This window comes from Bacillus sp. MYb56, assembly GCF_002976445.1.
GTDB lineage: Bacteria > Bacillota > Bacilli > Bacillales > Bacillaceae_G > Bacillus_A > Bacillus_A mycoides.
In genome coordinates this window covers 81,972-104,201 of sequence record NZ_PCOH01000020.1, presented here as the reverse complement: position 1 = coordinate 104,201, position 22,230 = coordinate 81,972, and the positions used below count along the sequence as shown (strand labels likewise).

Below are 22,230 nucleotides of genomic sequence, written 5' to 3'. Positions count from 1 at the left end.
AATTTATAAATTAATATACTTTGTCACCGTTGAAAATAGAGTTTTTCACGACTACATAATCTACAGTACGAATTGCGTCTAATTTTGTTCCACCAGCGTAAGAGATAGAAGATTGAAGATCTTGTTCCATTTCGATTAAAGTGTCTTCTAAAGAACCTTTATGCTCAACGAACATTTTCTTACCTTCAACGTTTTTCTTCTCACCTTTTTGGAATTCAGAAGCTGAACCGAAGTACTCTTTATAAAGTTTGCCATCTTTTTCGATTGTTTCCCCTGGAGACTCTTCATGACCTGCGAATAGAGAACCGACCATAACCATAGTTGCTCCAAATCGAATTGATTTAGCTACGTCGCCATGTGTACGAATACCACCGTCAGCGATAATTGGCTTACTTGCAGCTTTTGCACACCAGCGAAGTGCAGCTAGCTGCCAACCGCCAGTTCCAAAGCCTGTTTTAATTTTAGTAATACAAACTTTACCAGGTCCAATGCCAACTTTTGTTGCATCAGCGCCAGCGTTTTCTAATTCTCTTACCGCTTCTGGAGTTCCAACGTTTCCAGCGATAACGAAGCTTTCTGGTAAATGTTTTTTAATATGTTGAATCATGTTGATCACAGCGTTAGAGTGACCATGTGCGATATCGATTGTAATGTATTCAGGTGAAAGTTGCTCAGCAGCTAATTGTTGTACGAATTCGTACTCGTCTTCTTTAACACCAACGCTGATTGAAGCAATTAATCCACGTGATTGCATATCTCTAATGAATGAAATTCGTTTCTCTGGTTGGAAACGATGCATGATATAGAAGTAATTATTTTCAGCTAAATAAGTTGCGATTCTTTCATCAATAATCGTTTGCATATTTGCAGGTACGACAGGTAATTTAAATTTATGTTTTCCTAAAGTGACAGTTGTATCACATTCAGATCGGCTATTTACAATGCATTTTGCAGGAATTAATTGAATATCTTCATAGTCAAATACGTTTTCCATCATTTACACCCCTAAAATACGAATATTTTATTTTTATTGATTGAAAATGTTCGTCCATAGGGTAATTTACATCATTTTCAGTAAGAAGTCAAAGATTTTCTTAACGTTTTTTTGAAAAGAAGCCAATACATTTTAAAAATAACGTTAAAAACGAATTTAAATAGATTTATTATGCATAATGTTCGTTTATAAAAAAGTAAGGAAAGTTGCGATAATTGCATAAGATTGTATGTATGCTTCTTATTTTGAGCGAGGGAGCTGGGGAAATACTATGAAAAAGTTAATACTAATAATAGGAATAACTTTGTTGGTTACTGCCGGATGTAGCAATAATGATGCATTTGATAAGGCAGAGAAACAAGGAGATTTAGCATTGGAAAATAAAGAATACGATAGAGCAGTCGTATCTTTTGAATTAGCGTTAAAAGAAAAGAAGGATGATCGGGAAATAAGGCTGAAGGTGAATCAAACAAATAAATAAAATGATTGAAGCATTACAGGAAAGTAATATAGACCGAGCAATTTCGTTATTGAGGGAAATTGAAAATGATTCTGCTAGTTCAGTTATATTAGCCAAACAAGCAAAAGAAAAACGAGAAGTTTTAGCTAATCAAAAAGATGAGGAAGAAAAATATAAGCAAATGCTAGTTAAAGTAGAGGAGTTGAAAAACGAGCAGAAGTTTGCGGATGTAAAAGAGCAACTTAACGTAATTATTAGGGAAACGAAAGGGAAAGAACAGTTTAAAATATATTATCAAAATGCGAATGAACAAATTATACAGAGTGTGCCGAGGGCAGTAGATGTAGATAAAACAAAAGATGAGAACCGTAAGGAAGAAAAAGTAATAGAAGAGAAGCCGAAGAAAGAAAGTGTTATTACCGGTCAGAAGGCAGAATAATATGGAATAATATTTTTAAAAAGTTTTTAAAATAGAAGATCCTTTTGTTTAGTCAGGCGAATCACGAATGATTCGCCTTTTTATGTGAGCTTTCAAGTATAATGAATAAGGTGATAATAAGGTATATGATGATTCATTGATAGAAAAAGCGAAAAAAGAAAATAATACAGAATAAAAAGAGGTTAATATATGAGTAAAAAAAGTTTTACCGATTATGCATTAAGTAAAGAAATTGTAAGAGCACTTACTGGTTTAGGATATGAACATCCAACGGAAGTGCAAGGAGAGGTTATTCCAGTTGCCTTGCAAAAGAAAGACCTTGTCGTGAAATCACAGACTGGAAGTGGAAAAACCGCTTCATTTGGCATACCACTTTGTGAAATGGTGGAGTGGGAAGAGAATAAGCCACAAGCTTTAGTTTTAACACCGACGAGAGAGCTTGCGGTGCAAGTAAAAGAAGATATTACGAATATAGGTCGTTTCAAAAGAATTAAGGCCGCTGCAGTTTATGGTAAATCTCCATTTGCACGTCAAAAATTAGAGTTAAAGCAAAAAACACATATTGTAGTTGGGACTCCTGGCCGTGTGTTAGATCATATTGAAAAAGGTACCCTTTCTTTAGAGTGTTTGAAGTATTTAGTTATTGATGAAGCGGATGAAATGCTGAATATGGGTTTTATCGATCAAGTAGAGGCAATTATTGACGAATTACCTAAAAAACGAATGACAATGCTATTTTCAGCAACACTTCCAAAAGATGTTGAAAAGTTATCTCGTACGTATATGGATTCGCCAACGCATATTGAAATTAAGGCTACCGGGATTACAACAGATAAAATTGAACATACACTTTTTGAGATGAGAGAAGAGGAGAAGCTTTCACTTCTTAAAGATGTAACAACGATTGAGAATCCAGATAGTTGTATTATTTTTTGCCGTACGCAAGAAAATGTAGATCACGTATTTCAGCAGTTAAAGCGGGTTAACTATCCTTGTGACAAAATACATGGTGGTATGGTACAAGAAGATCGTTTTGAAGTTATGGACGATTTTAGAAAAGGAAAGTTCCGTTATTTAGTAGCGACAGACGTAGCTGCTAGAGGAATTGATATTGATAATATTACACATGTTATTAACTATGATATTCCATTAGAAAAAGAAAGTTATGTACATCGTACGGGAAGAACGGGACGAGCTGGTAATAACGGGAAAGCTATTACATTCATGACGCCGTATGAAAATAGATTTTTAGAAGAGATTGAGGAGTACATTGGCTTTGAAATTCCAAAGGCACTTGCACCTTCAAAAGAAGAAGTTATGAAAGGGAAAGCAGTATTTGAGGAAAAGATACATGCTAAACCAATTATAAAGAAAGATAAAAATGCAGACCTAAACAAAGGAATTATGAAATTGTACTTTAATGGCGGGAAGAAAAAGAAAATTAGGGCGGTAGATTTCGTCGGTACAATTGCTAAAATTAAAGGTGTTACAGCAGAAGATATAGGAATTATTACAATACAAGACAATGTTTCTTACGTTGAAATATTAAATGGAAAAGGACCACTTGTTTTAAAAAATATGAAAAACACAACGATTAAAGGGAAACAATTAAAGGTTCATGAAGCAATTAAGTAAACAAAAAACTATCCACCTCTAACAGGTGGATAGTTTTTTTGTTTAAGTTTCTTTGAGGTCATCAACTAGTTTCTCTGCTAAACGTCTATACATATTACTCATAGTCACGAAGGATGTTAGTAATAAAAACTTTTCTAGCTTTGGATCTTCTAAGGAAGAAACCTCGTTTACTTCCTTAACACGGTTATTCACGTCTTGCTTAAAGCTTTCCACATTGGTGTCAGTAAGAGAAAGGTAATCTTTATATAGAGTATTTAATTCGAATGTATCGTCGTTTATTAACGGTGCATTTATATTTTCTAAGGAGCTTTTTATATCATTAATGGAAAGAGCTCCTTTTAATTGATAAATTAAGCTGATTAAAATCATATGTTCTTTTGAATACTTTTTATTTTTGATAGGGATGAATAATTTCCCTTTTGCGTAATTGTTAATCATTGTTTTTGTTAATACTTTTTCATCATCAGTTCTTGTTGTATCCGCATAAGTATTCTCAAATAGTTGGACAACTTGGTCTACATATAAGTCGACATTTGGGATATCCTCAAGTTTAATACTTTTTTCTAAATGTAATGATTCAAGTAATTTATTTATATTTTCCACGTAGAACCCCTCACTTTTATAACTTAGTGGAACTTAATGTTTAGTATATCTTTAAATATGGTATTACGAAACAAATGAATTGTAAATGTTGACCCGCAAGGATAATATGTATATAATTACATGTAGTTATGAAAACTACATGTAATTATATGAGGGGTGTTTATATGAATGTTTATGTAAGAGAACCGGTTAATGCATTTACTCACTTAGGAGGAGCTGTATTATCATTTATTGCATTATTAGCTATGCTTGTGAAAGTTTCTGTTAAGATGCCATCTGTTGCTGCAATTACAGCTGTTATTTTATTCGGTATCGGGATGATGGTCCTTTATATGGCATCAGCTGTGTATCATAGTGTCGTAGCCAGTGAACGTGTTATTTATTTCTTTAGGAAGCTAGATCATTCTATGATTTTCATATTAATTGCAGGTACATATGCACCCTTTTGCTTAATTACATTAAATTCGGCAAATGGTTTACTATTATTTTGTTTAGTTTATGCAACGGCAATTTGTGGTATTGCTTTTAAAATGTTTTGGTTTAATTGTCCAAGATGGTTATCGACAGCAATTTATCTTCTGATGGGTTGGTTAATTGTTCTATTCTTTGCACCGCTAGCTGAGAATCTAAGTACAGGAGGTATTATTTTCTTAGTACTTGGAGGCATTTTTTATACAATTGGTGGGTTTATTTACGGTGCGAAGCCAAAATGGTTGGAGTTTAAATATATGGGACACCATGAAATTTTTCATGTTTTTGTATTGTTAGGTAGTCTTGCGCATTTTCTAAGTGTATATTGTTACGTAATTTGATCAAAAAACGCCACGCGATGTCTGTTATGTGGCGTTTTTTTATTACCTGATTTGAATCGTGTATTGTACAAAAAATCATGGGATAAAATGTAAGTTTCTGTGTTCGCATAATAAACATATGATAAGAAATATGTGATATACTTTGAGAAGTTTATAATGAATGAAATATGGAGGACTATAATTATGGCAATACTTGTAACAGGTGGAGCAGGATATATTGGTAGTCATACATGCGTAGAATTACTAAAAAACGGTTACGAAATTATAGTAGTAGATAATCTTTCGAATAGCTCAGTAGAGTCTATAAATCGAGTGACAGAGATAACAGGAAAACAGTTTAAATTTTATAAAGAAGATATTTTAAATCGAGAAGCACTTGATACGATTTTTGAAGAAAATACAATTGAAGCTGTTATTCACTTTGCAGGCTTTAAGGCTGTAGGGGAATCAGTAGAAATTCCGTTAACGTATTATCATAACAACATTACAAGCACATTAGTGCTATGTGAAGTGATGCAGAAGCATAATGTGAAGAAGATGATCTTCAGTTCATCTGCAACAGTGTATGGTATCCCAGAAACATCACCAATTACGGAGGAGTTTCCATTAAGTGCAACGAATCCATATGGCCAAACGAAATTAATGATTGAACAAATTATGCGTGACGTAGCATTTGCGGATGCAGAATGGAGTATCGCATTACTTCGTTATTTCAACCCATTTGGTGCGCATGAAAGTGGACGTATTGGAGAAGATCCAAACGGAATTCCAAATAATTTAATGCCATATGTAACACAAGTAGCGGTAGGTAAGCTAAAGGAATTAAGTGTATTTGGAAATGACTATCCAACAAAAGATGGCACGGGTGTCCGTGATTATATTCATGTTGTAGACTTAGCAAATGGCCATGTAAAGGCGCTTGAAAAGGTACTTGGCACTACTGGGATAGATGCATACAATCTCGGTACAGGTACTGGTTATAGTGTGTTGGAAATGGTTGAAGCATTTGAAAAGGTTTCGGGCAAAGAAGTTCCTTATAAAATTACGGAGCGTCGACCTGGTGATGTGGCAGTATGTTTTGCAGATGCATCGAAAGCGAAGCGTGAATTAGGATGGGAAGCAAAACGCGGATTAGAAGAGATGTGTGCAGACTCTTGGAGATGGCAATCAAATAACAAAAATGGCTATCTAGAAGTTTAATAAATAAATAAAAATGACCTTTTGCGGGAGCAAAAGGTCATTTTTATTTATTTATTTCCATTAAGTTTATTAGCAAATTTAGTAAAGAAAGTTCGCCGTTTTATAGGAGTATTTGACTGACAAAACGTATAGTAATCAATATCTTTAATGTAAGTAAAGAGTCTAGAAATAGCATATAAGAATGTAATAGAAGATCCAAGTGCAAAACTAATACCGTAACCATTGAACCCAAATGGAAGTAGAAGAAGACTTAATAACAAATTTGCAGAAAAGAACAGGGCTGATGTTCGAAATGCCCCTTTACGATCTTCAAAATATAAGAGTAGTAACGTGATAACAAGGACCATCCCGTTTGCATAAGCACCAATTATAGTCAGCTGCAAAATAGAGTATTCAAGTGTTACGTTTCCAGATTGTGAACTAAACATCCATATTATAAAAATAATAAGTAAAGAAAAAATACCTTGATTACGAAGTATTCGTTCCATTTCTTGCTTTAGGACAAAGTTCATTGATTCTTTTAATTGTAAAATTGTATTTAATGTCGCCCCGTTGTTAACTGAACCGAAGAACTTCTTATACCGTTCATAAAATCTTGTTTCAATGGATACTACGAAGAAAATATAGGTTGGGATAATGCTTAAATAAGCCCAGAAAACAGATGTATCATAAATTTGATGATAAATAAACGTGTTTTCAATATTTCCTCGCCCTTCTCCGAACCAAATAACAAAGTTACATACCCAAATGCCAATATTGTAAAGTAAGCTTGACCAAAATAGTTCTGGATATTTATCTAAATAAGAAAGAAAGGTAAATTGTTCAGTAGCATCACTATTTGGAAACATTCGTACAATAACTATACTTAACCACACTAATGTAATGAAAGTCCCGATTGTAAAAGAAATTAAAAGTAATAGGGCCAATCCGTGTTCTATTCCAAGTGTTGGATGCCAGTAAGCGATAAGCGCAATTCCAGATAAGGAGAAAATGGAACCAATTAAAAATGCAAGAGCGATGGACTGATAATCTTTAGCTGCTGTTAAATAAATGGATTGAATCCAAATGATGTTTAAAGCTAAAAATAAAAATAGCATCACGATTTTATAATACAAGGCTAATGGCGTAAAAATTGCAAACAAAAGCCATAAGATAATAGCTAAAAAAAGTGTGATTTTCGTCATTCCTAAAAAGGAAGAAAATACTTTATCAGCTTTTTGCTCGTATAAAAGGTCGGCCACATATCTAGTTACGATGAGCTGCAAGGCACCATATATGATTTGAGAAAAAATGAAGCAGTATGAAATTGAAATTGTAAAAAGGCGCTGTTCCTCAATTGAAATAGAATGGAACAAACTTAAAATGTATCGAATAGCTGTTACTGCTAAAATAACGACTAACCAAGGACCAGCTGTAACAAATAATGAAAATCCGTACGCTTTTATTCTGGAAGAATAGTAGTCTTCTTGGAATAATTTTTGTAAACGAAATCCTATCCCTGCCATGTTTTTTTACCTCTTTCTAAGTAAAGCTTAAGATAACTATCAACGACACCTGATAATTGATAGTGCGCTTCAATACGATTGCGCCCGTTATCCCCAAATTGTTGAATGGATTCAGGGTGACGATAATACCACTCTAAATGAATGGCAACTTGTTCAGGAGATACAGGTGGTACAACAAATCCACATTGTCCGTAAGGATCTTCATCTTGTCCGTAAATTAATTCCTTACAAGAGCCGACATCTGTAACAACCCATGGTAATCCTGCTGCCATTCCTTCTAACATAGCTAATGGTTGTCCTTCAGATATACTTGTTAATACGAGAATATCTGTTTGTTTTAAGTAATCTTTAATATTTACTTTGCCGGTCATTATTACATGCTCTTCTAATCCTAATTGTTGAATTAAATCACGACATTCCTGAGCATATTCTGCTTCTTCTGTATCAGGACCTAGTAAGTAAAATATAAATGGAATATCTTTTTCTAATAATAATTTAGCTGCATAAATCATTGTTTTTACATCTTTAATTGGCACAACTCGTATAATAGCAGAAATGATGAGTTTATCCGAATTGTATTTTGGTTTACGTAACCCTTTATAGTCAGATAAAGTAACGCCATTTGGAACGATTTTTAGTTTATGGGCCGGAGCACCTAATTCTTTTTGATATGCACTATTTCGGCCGAACAACGTAATTACATCAGCGGCTTGTTCATATGCTTGATGAGACAAGTGATGAAAGAAAGAAACCCATCTTTTTTTATATTCAATTGGTATCCAAGTAGATTGTAGTATTTCTTCTTCACGCTCCCGAGAATAAATACCGTGTTCAGTTAGAATAAATGGTATATCGGACTTGGCACTAATTGCAGCACCAAGCAATCCACCATACCCTGTCGATACAGAATGAATAAGATCTAATTCAGGAAAATCAATTTGTAAAATTTGAATGATCGGTGTGAACATAGATCTCCACATCCAAAAGTAATTTAAGAAGGATCCACTACTTTCTTCATATAAATAGCTTTCTTTAACAATTGCATAAAACTCACGGCTTTCGAAGAAGGAATGGAGTGTTCCTAGCTTTTGTTTATTTCCTAATATTTGTAATGCTGTTGTATCGTTAGCTTGAAATGTAAACCATTTTTGAAGTGTCTGTACTTCTTGTTTAGTTAAATTAGTTTTTATATGTTTTGCTTCATTTTCTGATTGCAAAGGAATCAGAATGATGTCTTTTACATTGCTTGGAATTTCATATTGATATTCATCTTCTGTTTTTACTTGAGGGACTATCGCGAAAATCGTAAATTCATGTTCTTTAAACTGCTGGATAATCATTTAAACCCAGCTTGCTACCCCTCCACTTACAAAGGGATAGCTGCCTTCAACGACCAAACCTATTCTCATCTGTTATGCTCCTTTAATTGGAATCGTAGCGCTGGCTTTCGTTAACGTAACGCTATAAATTTGGGAATCAAGCTTTTTAACTGTACCGTAAGAGAATGAGCCAGGTTGTATTTTCTTACCTTCTTCTACACGTATAATTGTTGAAGTATGGTTTGGTAACCCTTTATATGCAATGTGAACAGCATCATCTTCATAAGAAACATCTAGGTCACCAGTTTGATAAATTTTCATAGAAGCAGTTGCTTCACTTTGGGTCATACTTTTTATATAAGGATATCTTTCTCGTATTTCTTTAATTGTCTTTTTATAAGCTTTAAATAATTCTTCCCATGTTAAATTACCTGAGCGTTTTTCATCAAGGATATCATCTGGATGGACGAAATGTGAGATAACCCCTAAATTTGCGGTAACATCAGTTAAGATAAATTGCTCTTCATCTGTGATAGCATAGCCGCTCGTAATGCGCGGGAAGTGATAAATATTTTTATTATGTTCATCTGGTCCAAATTCTTGAATTAAACTACCGTTACTTTTACTTCCCACATATAGAGAAGCAACTGTTTCCATAGTTGGAACCGCGTCGTTTAATGCACTTAATCCAGCTGTATTTATAATATTGGATGGTGGTACATAGGTTTTTAATTTTTCGTTTGGAAAGAAGTTATACACGAGTTTTTGCAGAGCATCTAAGGAGCTCTCCATATCCTCTTTTGAATTCCAGGGAACATATTCAAGTGCTTTATCTACTGGATCTGGTGGTAATAATAAAGGTTGATGGTTATAGCCATGAATGCCTATTTCCCCGCCGTGACTTAGTAATTCTCTCCCAAATAATAAATAGGTATTTCTATTTTTACCTGTGAAATCTTCAAAGGGTGGCGTTACTTTATTTTGGTACGTCCCAATGGCAACACCCGTATATTTAATATCAAGATCTTCAGAGATATCCTTCATATTTTTCCACCAATGTTTTTTATAAAATTCTTCAACAGAAATTTTTTCTTTCGTTAAGTTTTTTAGTTCTCCACTTGGAATCGGAGATGGGAAGTCATCGATATACATAATCTCCGCTCCAAGTTGTGCTGAAGCGAAAGTCGGGAAAATAGTACCCAGGGATTGAACGAACATACCTCTACCTAATTTATCGTTCAATGCTGTTGTATTCCAATATAAGACTTTTCCTTCACCGTAGTCATTGGTCCAAAGGATGGGAGTATCTTCCGCTGTAATCCAAGTATTAGTTGTATTCTCATCTAGCGTAATATTCATTGAGCTATGAGTAAACAATGGAGAAGAACTTGAGAGATCTGGATAACCAGGGAATAAAACTTCTTCAAAGGTTAATCCTTTCGCATCTTTGAAACCTTCTTTTTGGGTAATACCAAATAATGTGTTCCAGGAAGGATCTGAATCAAGTCGGTTTGCGATAATAATTCTTCCGCCCATTTGTACAAAATTTTGAATATCAGCTTGTGGAAGTTGCTCCATTATTTCACCTGTAATAATAATCCCTGTATAGGGAGAGGGAGTAAGTCCCTTAATTTCATTAGCTGTAATATCTTTATAGTGTAGGTGTGCGTAATCCATTGCCTTCTTCGTATTAAATTCGACTTGTTGCCCTAATGTATTATCCGTTTTTAAAACGTATAATTGCATTTTTTGTCCATTTTGAGCTACATCTTTTGCTTTGAGTGTTTTAACAGTATCTGTTTCTTTAGTTTTAGGAACAGAAAACTTTTGATAAAAATTTTCTGTTCGATATATAAGGATGGATAAAATTAAGAGAAATAAAATGATACTAATAATCCCGATATATATATTAATCCCCTTTTTCAATGTGTGCGCCTCCAAACTGCCTTACAAATAATTGATATTTACGCGGTAGTATATGAACTCTTTTTGCATCTGTTAGATTATTGATTAAGTTATAGAGCTCGTCCCATAACTGTTGTTCATAATATATTTCAAGTAAACCAACGTAACCGTAATATGATTCAGGATAGAAATGAATAAGATTTAAAAATTGTTCTTCAGACTTTGCATATTGTTTTGTGTGTAGAAACAGATTTCCAAGATGGAAAGGGTAAAGAGGTTCGTTAGGGAATAGTTCTACACCTTGTGTAATAAAATTCATAAATTCAGCGATTATTTTTTCTTTTTGCTGATTAGAAAGAAGACCACTGTTTATATATCTTAAATAGTTAGAAACCAATTCTTTTGCAATTTCATTTTGTGGATTTTGTAGAAATTGCTTATTTAAGTATTCGATTTGTTTTTCGTACCGTTCATTTAGTAAATTAATAGTAGTTGCTGCGTAATGCACAGTTTCAGGATCTTTATGGTGAATGGCTTCTTTCAATAAGCCTCCTTCATTAGCAATAGAGGAGGAGCTTAACTGTACAATGAGTTGTTTATGTAATTCAGGCTTATCTAGTTCTAATCCAGAAGAAAATGAAATTAAGTCCATATCTTGTTTTGCTGATTCCAAAATATCTTCGTAATTATCAACGTGAAAGGCAACATAATCAGAGTATTGCTGTAACCACTCGGTTTTGGAACGTCTTATATTAAGTAATAATATGATTGCTGATACAATAAGTCCGATAAGCGGGAAAAGAAGAGATAGAATCAAGCAAAATTCAATAATTCCTTTTTTATCTTTAGTAATCAAACTTTTCGTAAATCGAAATAAAAGAAAAACCAAAATAACATAAATAAAATAAAGAAGGAGTAAAATCATTAGACTATCACTCCTTTAGAAGAAAGAGCGTTTTGTATACGAGTTTGAACTTGTATACAAAACTGTTCTTCAGTGCCAGGTAATAAAATCATGATTTTCTGCTCGGTCGTACTATAACCGAATATATCGATATCTCGCAAATGGTCTTTTAAAATAGAATTTATCATTCCTAAATAATCTTGTGGAGCATTGAACTCAAAATAGGAATATGGATAAGATAGTGTTTCGTAACGTTTCTTTTCTATTTTTAGTAAATGTTCAAATTCATCTTCATAATAAATGCTTGTTTTAGGGAATGTGCGATCCTCTTGACTGGATAGCCAAAGGTTAGAAGCGTTTTGTAAACGATCACCCATCCAGCGTAAATACCATGTGAAAAGTTCGAATTGCTCAGAAGTTACTTTTGAAAACTCGATTTCGTCTAATATAATGACGTATTGTACATCATCTTGGAATAGGACGGGACCAACTAAAAGTGGAGCGTCTTGAAAATCCTCATCTGTACGGAAAAAAGGTCGATTATGCGCTAGCGCATTTTTGATGACTAAGGAAGCGTTTTTAACGAAAATAGATTGAGATAATGTATTTTTACCAGATTCAGCTCTTAATTTAATACGAAGCGATTGTTTATTGTTATCAACGTGATAGATACCAATTTTTTTTGCTCCAAAATACATTTTTAATACATTCATTCCTTCATCGAGTACAATTTCAGGATGTGTATGATTTAAAGCTTTAAACATATGATACATTTTAGATAAGTGGTTATTTGATTCAAGTACACGAGAACGTAGTGTAATACGTGTTTCATCCAATTGTTTCACGACATATTTTAATTCTTTATTTTCAGCTTTCAACTCATTATTTATCATATGTACATCTTCATAACGTTCTTTTTGTGCAGTACTCATCAGTCCACAGCATAAACTAATAACAAGTAAGAAAATCCAACTTATCCAGTAATCTGATGAATAAAAGTACAGTAATACATCATTTTCTTTATATATACCGCTTATAAAAATATAAATCATTGCTTCCAGAAAGGCGAAAAGGGCAATAGATATGCCATACCGGCTAGAAATAATTAATGTAATAAATAAGAGTAGGAAGTATTCATACGTTGGTGTAAGAAAATCAGTTAGTATTGATAGAAAAAATAGTGCAATAAAGAGAATCGTAGGTTCAATCATCTTTTGGAATATATTAGATTGTCTATAGTGCATAAAAAATCCCTTCTTTCGTTTGCAAATTTAATTATGAGGAATAGTACACTGAAATAAAATACATAATTTAAAAGAATTATTTTAAGATATATAATATATAAAGCCCAAATCATTTTATCAACAGAGATGTAGTAAATTCAAGTGAAATAAATTCTAATTTCTGTTAATTTATTGCATTTATTGGGATTTTTTATAAAAAATCGAGTTTGAAAAAATGTAGAATGTTATGGTATTACTATATTTGTATTAACATTTAAAACAATAGAAAATTACAGTTGTATAGGGGGTAATATTATTATGGAGTGGAAACGTTCCGTATGCTTTTTAGCTATATTTTCTTTTATTTTTTCCTCAAGTACATCCGCACAAGCAAATGTTGTGGAACCAGTTTTAAAAAATGTACGAAGTTATAAAATTTATTATGGTGAAGCAAATGAGCAAGTAATTGAGAGACTTTCAAAGTATGAAATGGTTATTATAGAGCCATATGCATTTACGAAAGAACAGGTTCAGCAATTAAAAAAATCAGGAACGGTAGTTCTTGGCTATGTTAGTGTTTTAGAATTAGAATCGTGGCATAAATCGCAAGTAGTTGAATCAGACTATTATTATAGAGATGGTAAGAAAATGAAGATTGAGCAGTGGGATACATATATTATGAATTTAGCTGATGAACACTACCGTGGGATTGTTGTGAATAAGGTGAAACAGCAAGTTATTGGAAAAGGAATAGATGGGGTGTTTTTAGATACAGCTGGTGATATTGATGACTATTTTTATGATCAGCCGTCTACACAAGGGAAATTTCGAGAAGCATATGTAAATTTATTAAAAGAAATTAAAAGTGTTGATTCCAACCTGCTTCTTATACAGAATTGGGGATTTGACACAATCAAAAATACATCCTTGAATTTTATACATGGTGTATTGTGGGAAGACTTCAATAAACAAGTTATTGCGAAAGATGAATGGAGTCAAAATTGGATGCGTTATTTTAAACAACAAAGCAATAAAATTGTAACGTTTACCGTGACCCCAGATAATGTATCTAAAAAATATAGTTCTACAAATGGATTTGTTCCTACAATAAATCCGAATGATATTTATGATAAATAGCAAGTGTTCAAAATGAGAAACTATCAAGATTGACTATCACGCTTTAGGTCAGTAATAAGATTATCTTATAAAGATAAATGTATTACTGACCAGCCCCTTTCACATAATAGGGGGAGATTTAATGAATTCGAACGAGTTGTTTATGGTATACTGTATTACCTTTTTGGCTTGTATATGGCGGGATACTTCGCCCAAAACAATTTGCAACAATATTGGAGTGGCCAGGATAAGAAATACGAATTTCATACAAATCAATAGAGTCATCTAAATCAGCATAAAAAACTGCTAAGTGGTTGCCTTGTAAAATATATGGGAATGCTACTTCCGTATTTTCACCAAGTAGTACAGGTAATTTTACAGGATTAGAATAGTTAGACCAATCCCAAACCTCTATAGTTACATGGTGTGTGTAATATGCATCTAAATTTACAATGTTTACTACTGCTGAAACAGTTGCGGGCTCTCTTGTTAATACACCTGTGGAGTGAAAAACAAAATGATTTGGATAATGAAGAGGCATAAATATCAAACCTTTCTAAATTAATATGAGTGTACGATATTCTATGCAAAAAATTAATAGAATGAGATAGGGAAAATGTATCATTCTACTAATTTTTTATAGAAATTCAAAACGTAGTATTGAAAAGTATTCCAACACTTGTATCATTGTTAGAGTACGTTTATAATCAAGGAATCCTATTTCATGTTTTGATAGGGTTATTTATTATTGAAAGCGTTTTAAATTTGTTGTTTTTTAAGGTAGGAAGTCTAACTTATTCAGATTAAAAATTATGTATGTAGTTTTAAATAGGAAGAAAAATAATAAAGTGAAACTTTAATCAGTGGGTGGGGGTTGTTCATCCCCACTGATTATTAGCCTTCACCAATCGGGCTTTACGGGCAGTTGATCTCCCACTTAACTTCTTTGCTCTAGCTGAATTTTGAGGTGGGGGTTTTACTGCTCGTTAATGCAGGATAAAGTATCACTTTATATTGTGGGGAGGTTAAAAGTGTGAAAGGGAAAGATTTTCACACGAATATATATGGGTTACGTAGGATTATTACTTTCAGGTGCAGCTTTATTTTTAAATAGTCTTGTCATATTAGGCAAAGTAGAGATGAAAAGTGCAGGTGTTTTTAATTTATTTGTAGGAGCGTTACAAATTATTATACCGTTTTATTTAATTATGATTTCTGATCAAAGTAATTGGACGGTATATTCATATGCAGCTACTTTTTTATTTGGTTTAACTTATTTATATGTAGGCGTTACTTTTATTAAAGGAATGGATAGTAGTGGACTAGGCTGGTTCTGTATTTGGGTAGCAATTATTGCTTTATTCTATATGATTGTTTCATTTGTTCAATTCCACGATGTTGTTAATGCGTTAACATGGTTTATGTGGGCATTACTTTGGTATTTATTCTTTGTATTAAATGCACAAAAAAAGAATATCAATCAATATCTTGGCAGAATTGCCTTTGTACAATCATGGGTAACATTGACGTTGCCTTCACTCTTTTATTTTATGGGAGTATGGGGCGAGGGATTCATATATGAACTATGGGTTTATGTATCAGTAATTTCTATTTTATATTGCTGCTATTGTATTTTTAAATATCGAGTACGTTAATGTATCGTGTGTAGAAAAAACATGGAATCGTTAAACTGATTCCATGTTTTTTTATTTTAGCGTTTATAATAATAGAGGTAGTATTTTACAATTTGTGAAAACGGGGATGATGAAGGTGAAAAAAGTATTGGTGCTAGGGGGAACAAGATTTTTTGGTAAACATTTAGTAGAAGTACTGTTGCAAGCTGGACATGATGTAACGATTGCGACGAGGGGAGTTACTGAAGATTCCTTTGGAAGTGCAGTAAAAAGACTGATTGTAGATAGAGAAGATGAGAGGCTACTAGAAGAGCATTTTGAAGGTAAAAGTTATGATATCGTATACGATAATTTATGCTATAGCTCGAATGCAGCGAAGATAATATGTGAAGTGCTAAAAGGAAAAACGAAGAAATACATTATGACATCTTCAATGGCTGTCTATGAGCCTGCGTTAGGCCTATTAGAAGAAAACTTCAATCCGTACGAGTATACAATTACGTATGGAGGTAGGAATGATTTCAATTATAGTGAAGGCAAGCGATTAGCTGAAGCAGTTTTATTTCAACATGCAACATTCCCAGTCGTTGCGGTAAGATTTCCCGTCGTTATTGGAGAAAACGATTATACGAAAAGATTACAATTTTACGTTGAACATGTTGTGAAACAAGAGTCTATCGTTGTGGATCATGTAGATGGAGAGTTGTCATTTATACATGAAAAGGAAGCAGGACAGTTTTTAGCTTGGTGCGGGATGGAAAACATAGAAGGGCCAATTAATGCTTGTAGTAACGGGGTGGTTTCTACCAGAGAAGTTATTCGTTTCATAGAAGAGAATACCGGGATAAAAGCGCTCATTCCAGAAGTAGGAGATAATATTGCTCCTTATAATGGAGTGATTAATTGTACGTTACATAATGGAAAGGCTCGTGAATTAGGGTTCCCGTTCCGAGAGTTGAAATTAGAGACGGAAAAAGTTTTACGTTATTACATAAATACAATGAAATAATCATAAATCCCCCGGTGGCAATCCGGGGGATTCTGGAGGATTTCGACAATACTAATTTTACATTACCAAATTTACCTTATACGCACGACTAATGTGTTTGTGATTGAATTGCTTGTAAATACTTTTCATTTACCCGGTCCCAGTTCACCGTATGCCACCAGTTGGTAACAAATTCTGGACGCCGATTTTGATACTTTAAATAATAGGCGTGTTCCCATACATCGATGACGAGTAATGGAATTTTACCTTCTTGCAAAGGTGTATCTTGATTGGGTGTACTCATAACGGAAAGTTCCTCACCGTCCAGAACAAGCCATCCATAGCCACTTCCAAAACGACTAATAGCTGCTTTGGAAAGTTGATCTTTTAAGTTGTCAAAGGTATTGAAATAATAATCAATTACTTTTGCAACGTCTCCATTAGGCTCACCGCCACCTCGCGGGCTCATTAATTCCCAAAAAAGACTATGACAATAATGTCCACCACCGTTATTTCTGACAGCTGTAACAATTTCTTTTGGTAAAGTTTCTAAATTACATAGTAACTCTTCTAAAGATTTATTATGTAATTCCGTATAGTTTTCTAAAGCGGCATTCAAGTTATTTACGTATGTCGCATGGTGCTTTCCATGATGAATAGAAAGCGTGTTGCTATCGATATATGGCTCTAGTTCATCATAGTCATATGAAAGCTTTGGCAATTGAAATGAAGACATAACATTCCCTCCTTTCTTATTAAAAAAAGTTGGTCTAGGTAAAAATAGTTTACCTGAGTCAAAAATACACCTATTTTTTATACAAGTCAATAGTAATCTCTTTAATTTTCTGAAAAATATTACAATAAAAGTAACACTTCGACTTTCATTTGTGACTCTTATTCTTTTTGCTTATACTGTAAAGTAGTAACGTTTTGTTGAAATAGAAGGAGATCGTTTATGAGTAAAACGAAACAATTAATAGAGGAAGCGAGTCATTTTATTACGGTTTGCTATAAAGAGCTTAATAAAGAACAATTCATAGAAGAGAGAATAAAAGAAATTCAAGTTGAGATAGAGAAGACGGGGACGTATGAGCATACATTTGAAGAACTTGTTCATGGATCACGAATGGCATGGCGCAATAGTAATCGATGTATCGGAAGACTATTTTGGAGTAAGATGCACATATTAGATGCACGTGAAGTAAATGATGAGGAAGGTGTATACAATGCATTAATTCATCATATTAAATATGCAACGAACGATGGGAAAGTTAAACCGACAATTACAATTTTTAAGCAATATCAAGGTGAAGAAAATAATATACGAATTTATAATCACCAATTGATTCGATATGCAGGATATAAAACAGAAATGGGAGTGATTGGTGACTCTCATTCCACTGCGTTTACAGATTTTTGTCAGGAACTTGGCTGGCAAGGAGAAGGTACGAATTTCGATGTATTGCCACTTGTGTTTTCTATAAACGGGAAGGCACCTATATATAAAGAAATTCCGAGAGAAGAAGTAAAAGAAGTGCCAATTGAACACCCAGAATACCCGATTTCGTCACTTGGAGCAAAATGGTATGGGGTTCCAATGATTTCAGATATGTGCTTAGAAATTGGCGGTATTTCTTATACGGCAGCCCCGTTCAATGGATGGTATATGGGAACGGAGATTGGGGCTCGTAACTTAGCGGATCATGATCGCTATAATTTACTTCCGGCTGTTGCGGAGATGATGAAGCTCGATACATCGAGAAACGGTACGTTATGGAAAGACAAGGCGCTAATTGAATTAAACGTGGCTGTTTTACATTCTTTTAAAAAACAAGGAGTTAGTATTGTGGATCACCATACAGCTGCACAACAATTTCAACAATTTGAGAAGCAGGAAGCGGCATGTGGACGGGTTGTAACAGGTAATTGGGTGTGGCTCATTCCACCGTTGTCGCCAGCTACCACTCATATTTATCATAAACCGTATCCAAATGAAATTTTGAAGCCGAATTTCTTTCATAAATAATAGCTAGTATAGTTTTTTTTTCTGCAAAATATAATTTTTTTAAATTACTGTTACGTAGCAAATGGAAGCCTTTACTATCGGTTATTTTTGGAAAGGACTTTTTGAACCAAGGAGTTCCTTATGTTATAATCAAATTTCTGTTTCGAAGACCTTATAGAAATATAAGGTCTTTTGTTTTGCTTTTTTATGTAATAGGAATAGAAATTTTCTTTTAAATAAGGGATTTAGCATATTTTTAGGGACAACATAAGTGTGTAGGAAATTGATGAATTATTATGCTTATATAATCATTGTGTTTTGGGTGTAAACAAGAAAACATAATAAAGTTGTTTTTTTAGATTGCTGAGGAAGGAGGAAGTGTAAATGAGGATGAAGAGTCGAAAAACGGATTGGCCTGTATTTCTTATTAGTGGTGGCTCACTTTTATTATTTGTAATTGCAGTTATTTTAAATAAAAGTTACGTAGAGGGAGCCATTAATAGCAGTTTTGCAGCTTCAATTAAATATTTTGGTGCCTTTTGGCAGGTTTTATTAATTGGTACATTTGTTGTTGCAATGTGTATGGCGTTTTCAAAATATGGGAGAGTTAAACTTGGGGGACTAGAAAAACCTGAGATTAGTACGACAAAATGGCTCGCTATTATTATGTCTACATTACTTGCCGGAGGTGGCGTTTTTTGGGCAGCCGCAGAGCCGATGTACCATTTGATGACGGTGCCACCAATACATGAAGGTATAACTGCTGGAACGAAAGAAGCGGTAATGCCGGCTTTAGCACAAAGTTATATGCACTGGGGTTTCCTCGCTTGGACGATTTTAGGTACAATTAGTGCGGTAGTTATGATGTACGGGCATTATCATAAAGATATGCCTTTAAAACCTCGAACGCTTTTATATCCTATTTTTGGAGAGAAATTGCGAAAGAGTTGGCTTGGAACAATGATCGATGTATTTGCCATTATTGCGGTAGCTGCAGGGACGATTGGTCCAATTGGATTTTTAGGACTACAAGCAAGTTATGGGTTACAAGCATTGTTTAACATTCCTGATGTGTTTACTACTCAATTAGCCATTATTGTTTGTGTAGTAGCTGTTTCTACTATATCTGCGGTAACAGGAATTGATAAAGGGATTCAAATTATAAGTAATTTAAATGTTAGGTTAGCAGTTCTATTAATGGTATTTGTATTACTATTTGGACCAGGTGGATTTATTATCGATTCATTTGTTTCTTCGTTTGGGTTTTATATAAATGAATTTATTCCAATGAGCACATATCGTGGTGATACAGCTTGGTTAGGATCGTGGACAATCTTTTTCTGGGGATGGTTTATTGGATATGGACCGATGATGGCAATTTTAGTGAGCCGAATTTCAAGAGGAAGAACAATCCGAGAAATCATCGTTGCAATTGGAATTATTGCACCTATTATTACAACGTTTTGGTTTACTATACTAGGGGGATCAGGTGTGTTTTATGAGTTAATGAATCCTGGTTCTATCTCGACCGCATTAAGTGAATCTGGTATGCCAGCGGCTATGATTGCAATTACAGAGCAACTGCCACTATCTAATATTATTGGACCTGCATTTCTTTTATTAACAATTTTATTTGTAGTGACAACAGGAGATTCAATGGCTTATTCGATTTCAATGGCAGTGACTGGAGATGGAGATCCTAGAATTAGTTTGCGAGTTTTTTGGTCGCTTATTATGGGCGCAGTTGCGGCGATTCTTTTATATATGGGTGAGGGAAGTATTAACGCCTTACAATCCTTCATTGTAGTGACGGCTGTTCCGGTATCTATTCTGTTATTCCCAATGCTATGGCTAGCGCCTAAAGTCGCAGGGGAATTAGCGTTAAAACAAGGTATTGTAAAAGAAGAAGATAAAACTAGCTTCTTGTTCCAAAAAGCTAGTAAATCAAAATAAATAATTGTATTTATATAAGAAGAGGAAGCATTTCATTTGAGATGCTTCCTCTTTGCTATTTATCCAAATACTTTTCCTGAGGGGACAGTATTCGGATAAACATTTCGTATAGTTTCAATCTATTCTAATACTTTATCTTTCGTCTCTGGGACACATAATAGCATTGTAACTAAACCGATTGGATAGATAATGAAGATGAGAGATAATGCTCCCATTAAATTACCACCTGCAGCAAGTAAGCCGATAATAACAGGTCCAAATCCAGCTAACCCACGTCCTGTACCGAAAATAAAGTTCTCTGCTGTCGAGCGAGCTTCAGCAGGATAGTTTTCAGCTAAAATTGCTCCGAATCCCCCCATCATGCCATTGGCAAAGAATCCAAGCAATGCACTTCCCCATAACAATGATGTTGAGTCTGTGAATAAGAAGAAGTAAATGAGACAGTATATAGTACCACCGACATAATAGATTGTAAAAGTTTTACGTCGACCAATTTTATCGGCTAGAATACCAAAAGTTGCAATTCCAATTAGCATGCCGATTGTAGAGATGAACATCCAACCGCTCGCTTTTGCTAACGTGTAATTATATTTATTTGCTAAAATAGTTGGCATCCAAGTGAAAATTCCATAATATCCGAAGTTCTGGATAAATGACATAATAATAAGACCAATGGTTGTTATCGTTACTTTTTTATTGGCAAATAACTTTCGAAGTGGGAACTTTTTTATTTGCTTTAGTTGTTCTGCTTCAGTGGTTGTTAAATTACCTTCAGCTTCTTTTTGTAACAATTCTTTTTTGTATCGTTGTTTTTGTTCCCATATTTTCGGTTCACTTAAACTTTTGCGAACGTAAACAGCTAATAGAGCGGGAATGAGTCCAAATAAGAAAACAGCTCTCCATCCAAAATGCGGGACGATAAATGCCGGAAGGAGTGAAGCGACTAGTACGCCAAATTGCCATCCAAGTGCAACAACGGATGTCGCCTTAGCGCGCATTTCTTTAGACCATGTTTCAGTTACGATGGCCATTCCAATTCCGAATTCACCACCAACCCCCATTCCAACTAAAAAGCGAAGAATTAATAATTGCCAATAATCTGTTGCAAAATAAATAAGTGCTGTTGCTAGTGAGAATAGTAAGATTGTGAAGGCCATCGTACGGATACGCCCAAATAAATCAGCAATAAATCCAAATAAATAAGACCCGGTTAGCATTCCTATTGTGGTAGCTAATGTTAAGTTTCCACCTTCAACAGGGCTTAAATGAAATTCTTTTAAAATGTAGACGAGTACGAAAGATAAGAGCAACATATCTAAACCTTCTGCTGCATATCCTAGCGCAGAACCAAACAATGTTTTATATCTTTTCTCCTTCGTTTCCTCTGTTGTTGATTGTACATCAGTAGTGACGTTCATCATTACTCCTCCTTATTTTCTTCTACAGTCGCTATGGAAGAATAACAAAAGGCCTTCTCACCTGATATGATGAGAAGGCCAAAAAAGCATACGTATCCCTAAAAAAGACCATACGTA

At 34.1% G+C, this 22,230-nt stretch carries 19 protein-coding genes and 1 pseudogene; 10 read left to right on the top strand and 10 right to left on the bottom strand.

Annotation, left to right across the window (positions count from 1 at the left end; genetic code table 11):
* Positions 1-10 precede the first annotated feature (10 nt).
* Positions 11-994, bottom strand: a complete 984-nt coding sequence (gene guaC / locus CQ058_RS21405) for a GMP reductase (protein WP_002068771.1) — start codon at positions 992-994, stop codon at positions 11-13.
* A 271-nt stretch (positions 995-1,265) separates the two neighbouring features.
* On the opposite strand from guaC, the gene CQ058_RS32910 reads away from it, so the two are divergent.
* The 3 genes from CQ058_RS32910 (at position 1,266) to CQ058_RS21390 (ending at position 3,528) form a co-directional block, all read left to right on the top strand.
* Positions 1,266-1,475 (top strand): hypothetical protein, encoded by a 210-nt coding sequence (locus CQ058_RS32910; protein WP_232301875.1) that lies wholly within the window; start codon positions 1,266-1,268, stop codon positions 1,473-1,475.
* 1 nt (position 1,476) lies between these two features.
* A complete protein-coding gene (locus tag CQ058_RS32350; RefSeq protein WP_002191359.1) occupies positions 1,477-1,893 on the top strand; it encodes a hypothetical protein in 417 nt (138 codons plus the stop codon).
* Positions 1,894-2,082: 189 nt separating this feature from the next.
* Positions 2,083-3,528 (top strand): DEAD/DEAH box helicase, encoded by a 1,446-nt coding sequence (locus CQ058_RS21390; RefSeq protein WP_002191358.1) that lies wholly within the window; start codon positions 2,083-2,085, stop codon positions 3,526-3,528.
* A 42-nt stretch (positions 3,529-3,570) separates the two neighbouring features.
* Here the strand turns inward: CQ058_RS21390 and CQ058_RS21385 are convergent, their stop codons facing one another.
* A complete protein-coding gene (locus CQ058_RS21385) occupies positions 3,571-4,131 on the bottom strand; it encodes a DUF1836 domain-containing protein (protein ID WP_002035007.1) in 561 nt (186 codons plus the stop codon).
* A gap of 164 nt (positions 4,132-4,295) precedes the next feature.
* Between CQ058_RS21385 and trhA the strand changes: the two genes are divergently transcribed.
* Positions 4,296-4,943, top strand: coding sequence for a PAQR family membrane homeostasis protein TrhA (trhA, locus tag CQ058_RS21380; protein WP_002016441.1), 648 nt, complete (start codon positions 4,296-4,298; stop codon positions 4,941-4,943).
* A 183-nt stretch (positions 4,944-5,126) separates the two neighbouring features.
* The gene (gene galE, locus CQ058_RS21375; protein WP_002191357.1) at positions 5,127-6,143 is read left to right on the top strand and encodes a UDP-glucose 4-epimerase GalE; all 1,017 of its coding nucleotides are present in this window, start codon (positions 5,127-5,129) and stop codon (positions 6,141-6,143) included.
* A gap of 47 nt (positions 6,144-6,190) precedes the next feature.
* Here galE and pelG read toward each other — a convergent pair whose 3' ends face one another.
* From pelG to CQ058_RS21350, 5 genes and pseudogenes are all read right to left on the bottom strand, one after another.
* Positions 6,191-7,648 (bottom strand): exopolysaccharide Pel transporter PelG, encoded by a 1,458-nt coding sequence (pelG, locus tag CQ058_RS21370; protein ID WP_002167287.1) that lies wholly within the window; start codon positions 7,646-7,648, stop codon positions 6,191-6,193.
* Positions 7,636-9,057 (bottom strand): annotated as a pseudogene (gene pelF, locus CQ058_RS21365) (GT4 family glycosyltransferase PelF). The gene pelG and the pseudogene pelF overlap by 13 nt, the downstream one beginning before the upstream one ends.
* A 3-nt stretch (positions 9,058-9,060) precedes the next feature.
* A complete protein-coding gene (locus CQ058_RS21360; protein ID WP_002191354.1) occupies positions 9,061-10,893 on the bottom strand; it encodes a DUF2194 domain-containing protein in 1,833 nt (610 codons plus the stop codon).
* The gene (locus CQ058_RS21355) at positions 10,877-11,797 is read right to left on the bottom strand and encodes a tetratricopeptide repeat protein (protein WP_002191353.1); all 921 of its coding nucleotides are present in this window, start codon (positions 11,795-11,797) and stop codon (positions 10,877-10,879) included. The genes CQ058_RS21360 and CQ058_RS21355 overlap by 17 nt, the downstream gene beginning before the upstream one ends.
* Positions 11,797-13,020, bottom strand: a complete 1,224-nt coding sequence (locus CQ058_RS21350) for a hypothetical protein (protein ID WP_002191352.1) — start codon at positions 13,018-13,020, stop codon at positions 11,797-11,799. Before CQ058_RS21350 ends, CQ058_RS21355 begins: the two co-directional genes overlap by 1 nt.
* A 297-nt stretch (positions 13,021-13,317) precedes the next feature.
* On the opposite strand from CQ058_RS21350, the gene CQ058_RS21345 reads away from it, so the two are divergent.
* On the top strand, positions 13,318-14,136 hold the full coding sequence (locus tag CQ058_RS21345) for a glycoside hydrolase family 191 protein (protein WP_002191351.1): 819 nt from the start codon (positions 13,318-13,320) through the stop codon (positions 14,134-14,136).
* A 118-nt stretch (positions 14,137-14,254) separates the two neighbouring features.
* Here CQ058_RS21345 and CQ058_RS21340 read toward each other — a convergent pair whose 3' ends face one another.
* Positions 14,255-14,656, bottom strand: a complete 402-nt coding sequence (locus CQ058_RS21340) for a hypothetical protein (protein ID WP_002191350.1) — start codon at positions 14,654-14,656, stop codon at positions 14,255-14,257.
* A 523-nt stretch (positions 14,657-15,179) separates the two neighbouring features.
* Here CQ058_RS21340 and CQ058_RS21335 point away from each other — a divergent pair.
* Both CQ058_RS21335 and CQ058_RS21330 read left to right on the top strand, forming a co-directional pair.
* On the top strand, positions 15,180-15,770 hold the full coding sequence (locus CQ058_RS21335; protein WP_002068662.1) for an AmiS/UreI family transporter: 591 nt from the start codon (positions 15,180-15,182) through the stop codon (positions 15,768-15,770).
* Between the two features lie 43 nt (positions 15,771-15,813).
* The gene (locus CQ058_RS21330) at positions 15,814-16,758 is read left to right on the top strand and encodes an NAD-dependent epimerase/dehydratase family protein (RefSeq protein WP_181150774.1); all 945 of its coding nucleotides are present in this window, start codon (positions 15,814-15,816) and stop codon (positions 16,756-16,758) included.
* A gap of 88 nt (positions 16,759-16,846) precedes the next feature.
* Here CQ058_RS21330 and sodA read toward each other — a convergent pair whose 3' ends face one another.
* On the bottom strand, positions 16,847-17,473 hold the full coding sequence (gene sodA / locus CQ058_RS21325) for a superoxide dismutase [Mn] (RefSeq protein ID WP_002068665.1): 627 nt from the start codon (positions 17,471-17,473) through the stop codon (positions 16,847-16,849).
* Between the two features lie 219 nt (positions 17,474-17,692).
* Between sodA and CQ058_RS21315 the strand changes: the two genes are divergently transcribed.
* Both CQ058_RS21315 and CQ058_RS21310 read left to right on the top strand, forming a co-directional pair.
* Positions 17,693-18,763 carry a nitric oxide synthase oxygenase gene (locus tag CQ058_RS21315; RefSeq protein WP_002089906.1) on the top strand — a complete coding sequence of 357 codons (1,071 nt, stop codon included), beginning with the start codon at positions 17,693-17,695 and terminating at the stop codon, positions 18,761-18,763.
* Positions 18,764-19,126: 363 nt separating this feature from the next.
* Positions 19,127-20,695: a BCCT family transporter gene (locus CQ058_RS21310; protein ID WP_002089904.1), complete on the top strand. Its 1,569-nt coding sequence runs from the start codon at positions 19,127-19,129 to the stop codon at positions 20,693-20,695.
* A 119-nt stretch (positions 20,696-20,814) separates the two neighbouring features.
* Here the strand turns inward: CQ058_RS21310 and CQ058_RS21305 are convergent, their stop codons facing one another.
* Complete coding sequence (locus CQ058_RS21305) at positions 20,815-22,113, bottom strand: MFS transporter (protein ID WP_002191348.1); 1,299 nt, start codon at positions 22,111-22,113, stop codon at positions 20,815-20,817.
* Positions 22,114-22,230 lie beyond the last annotated feature (117 nt).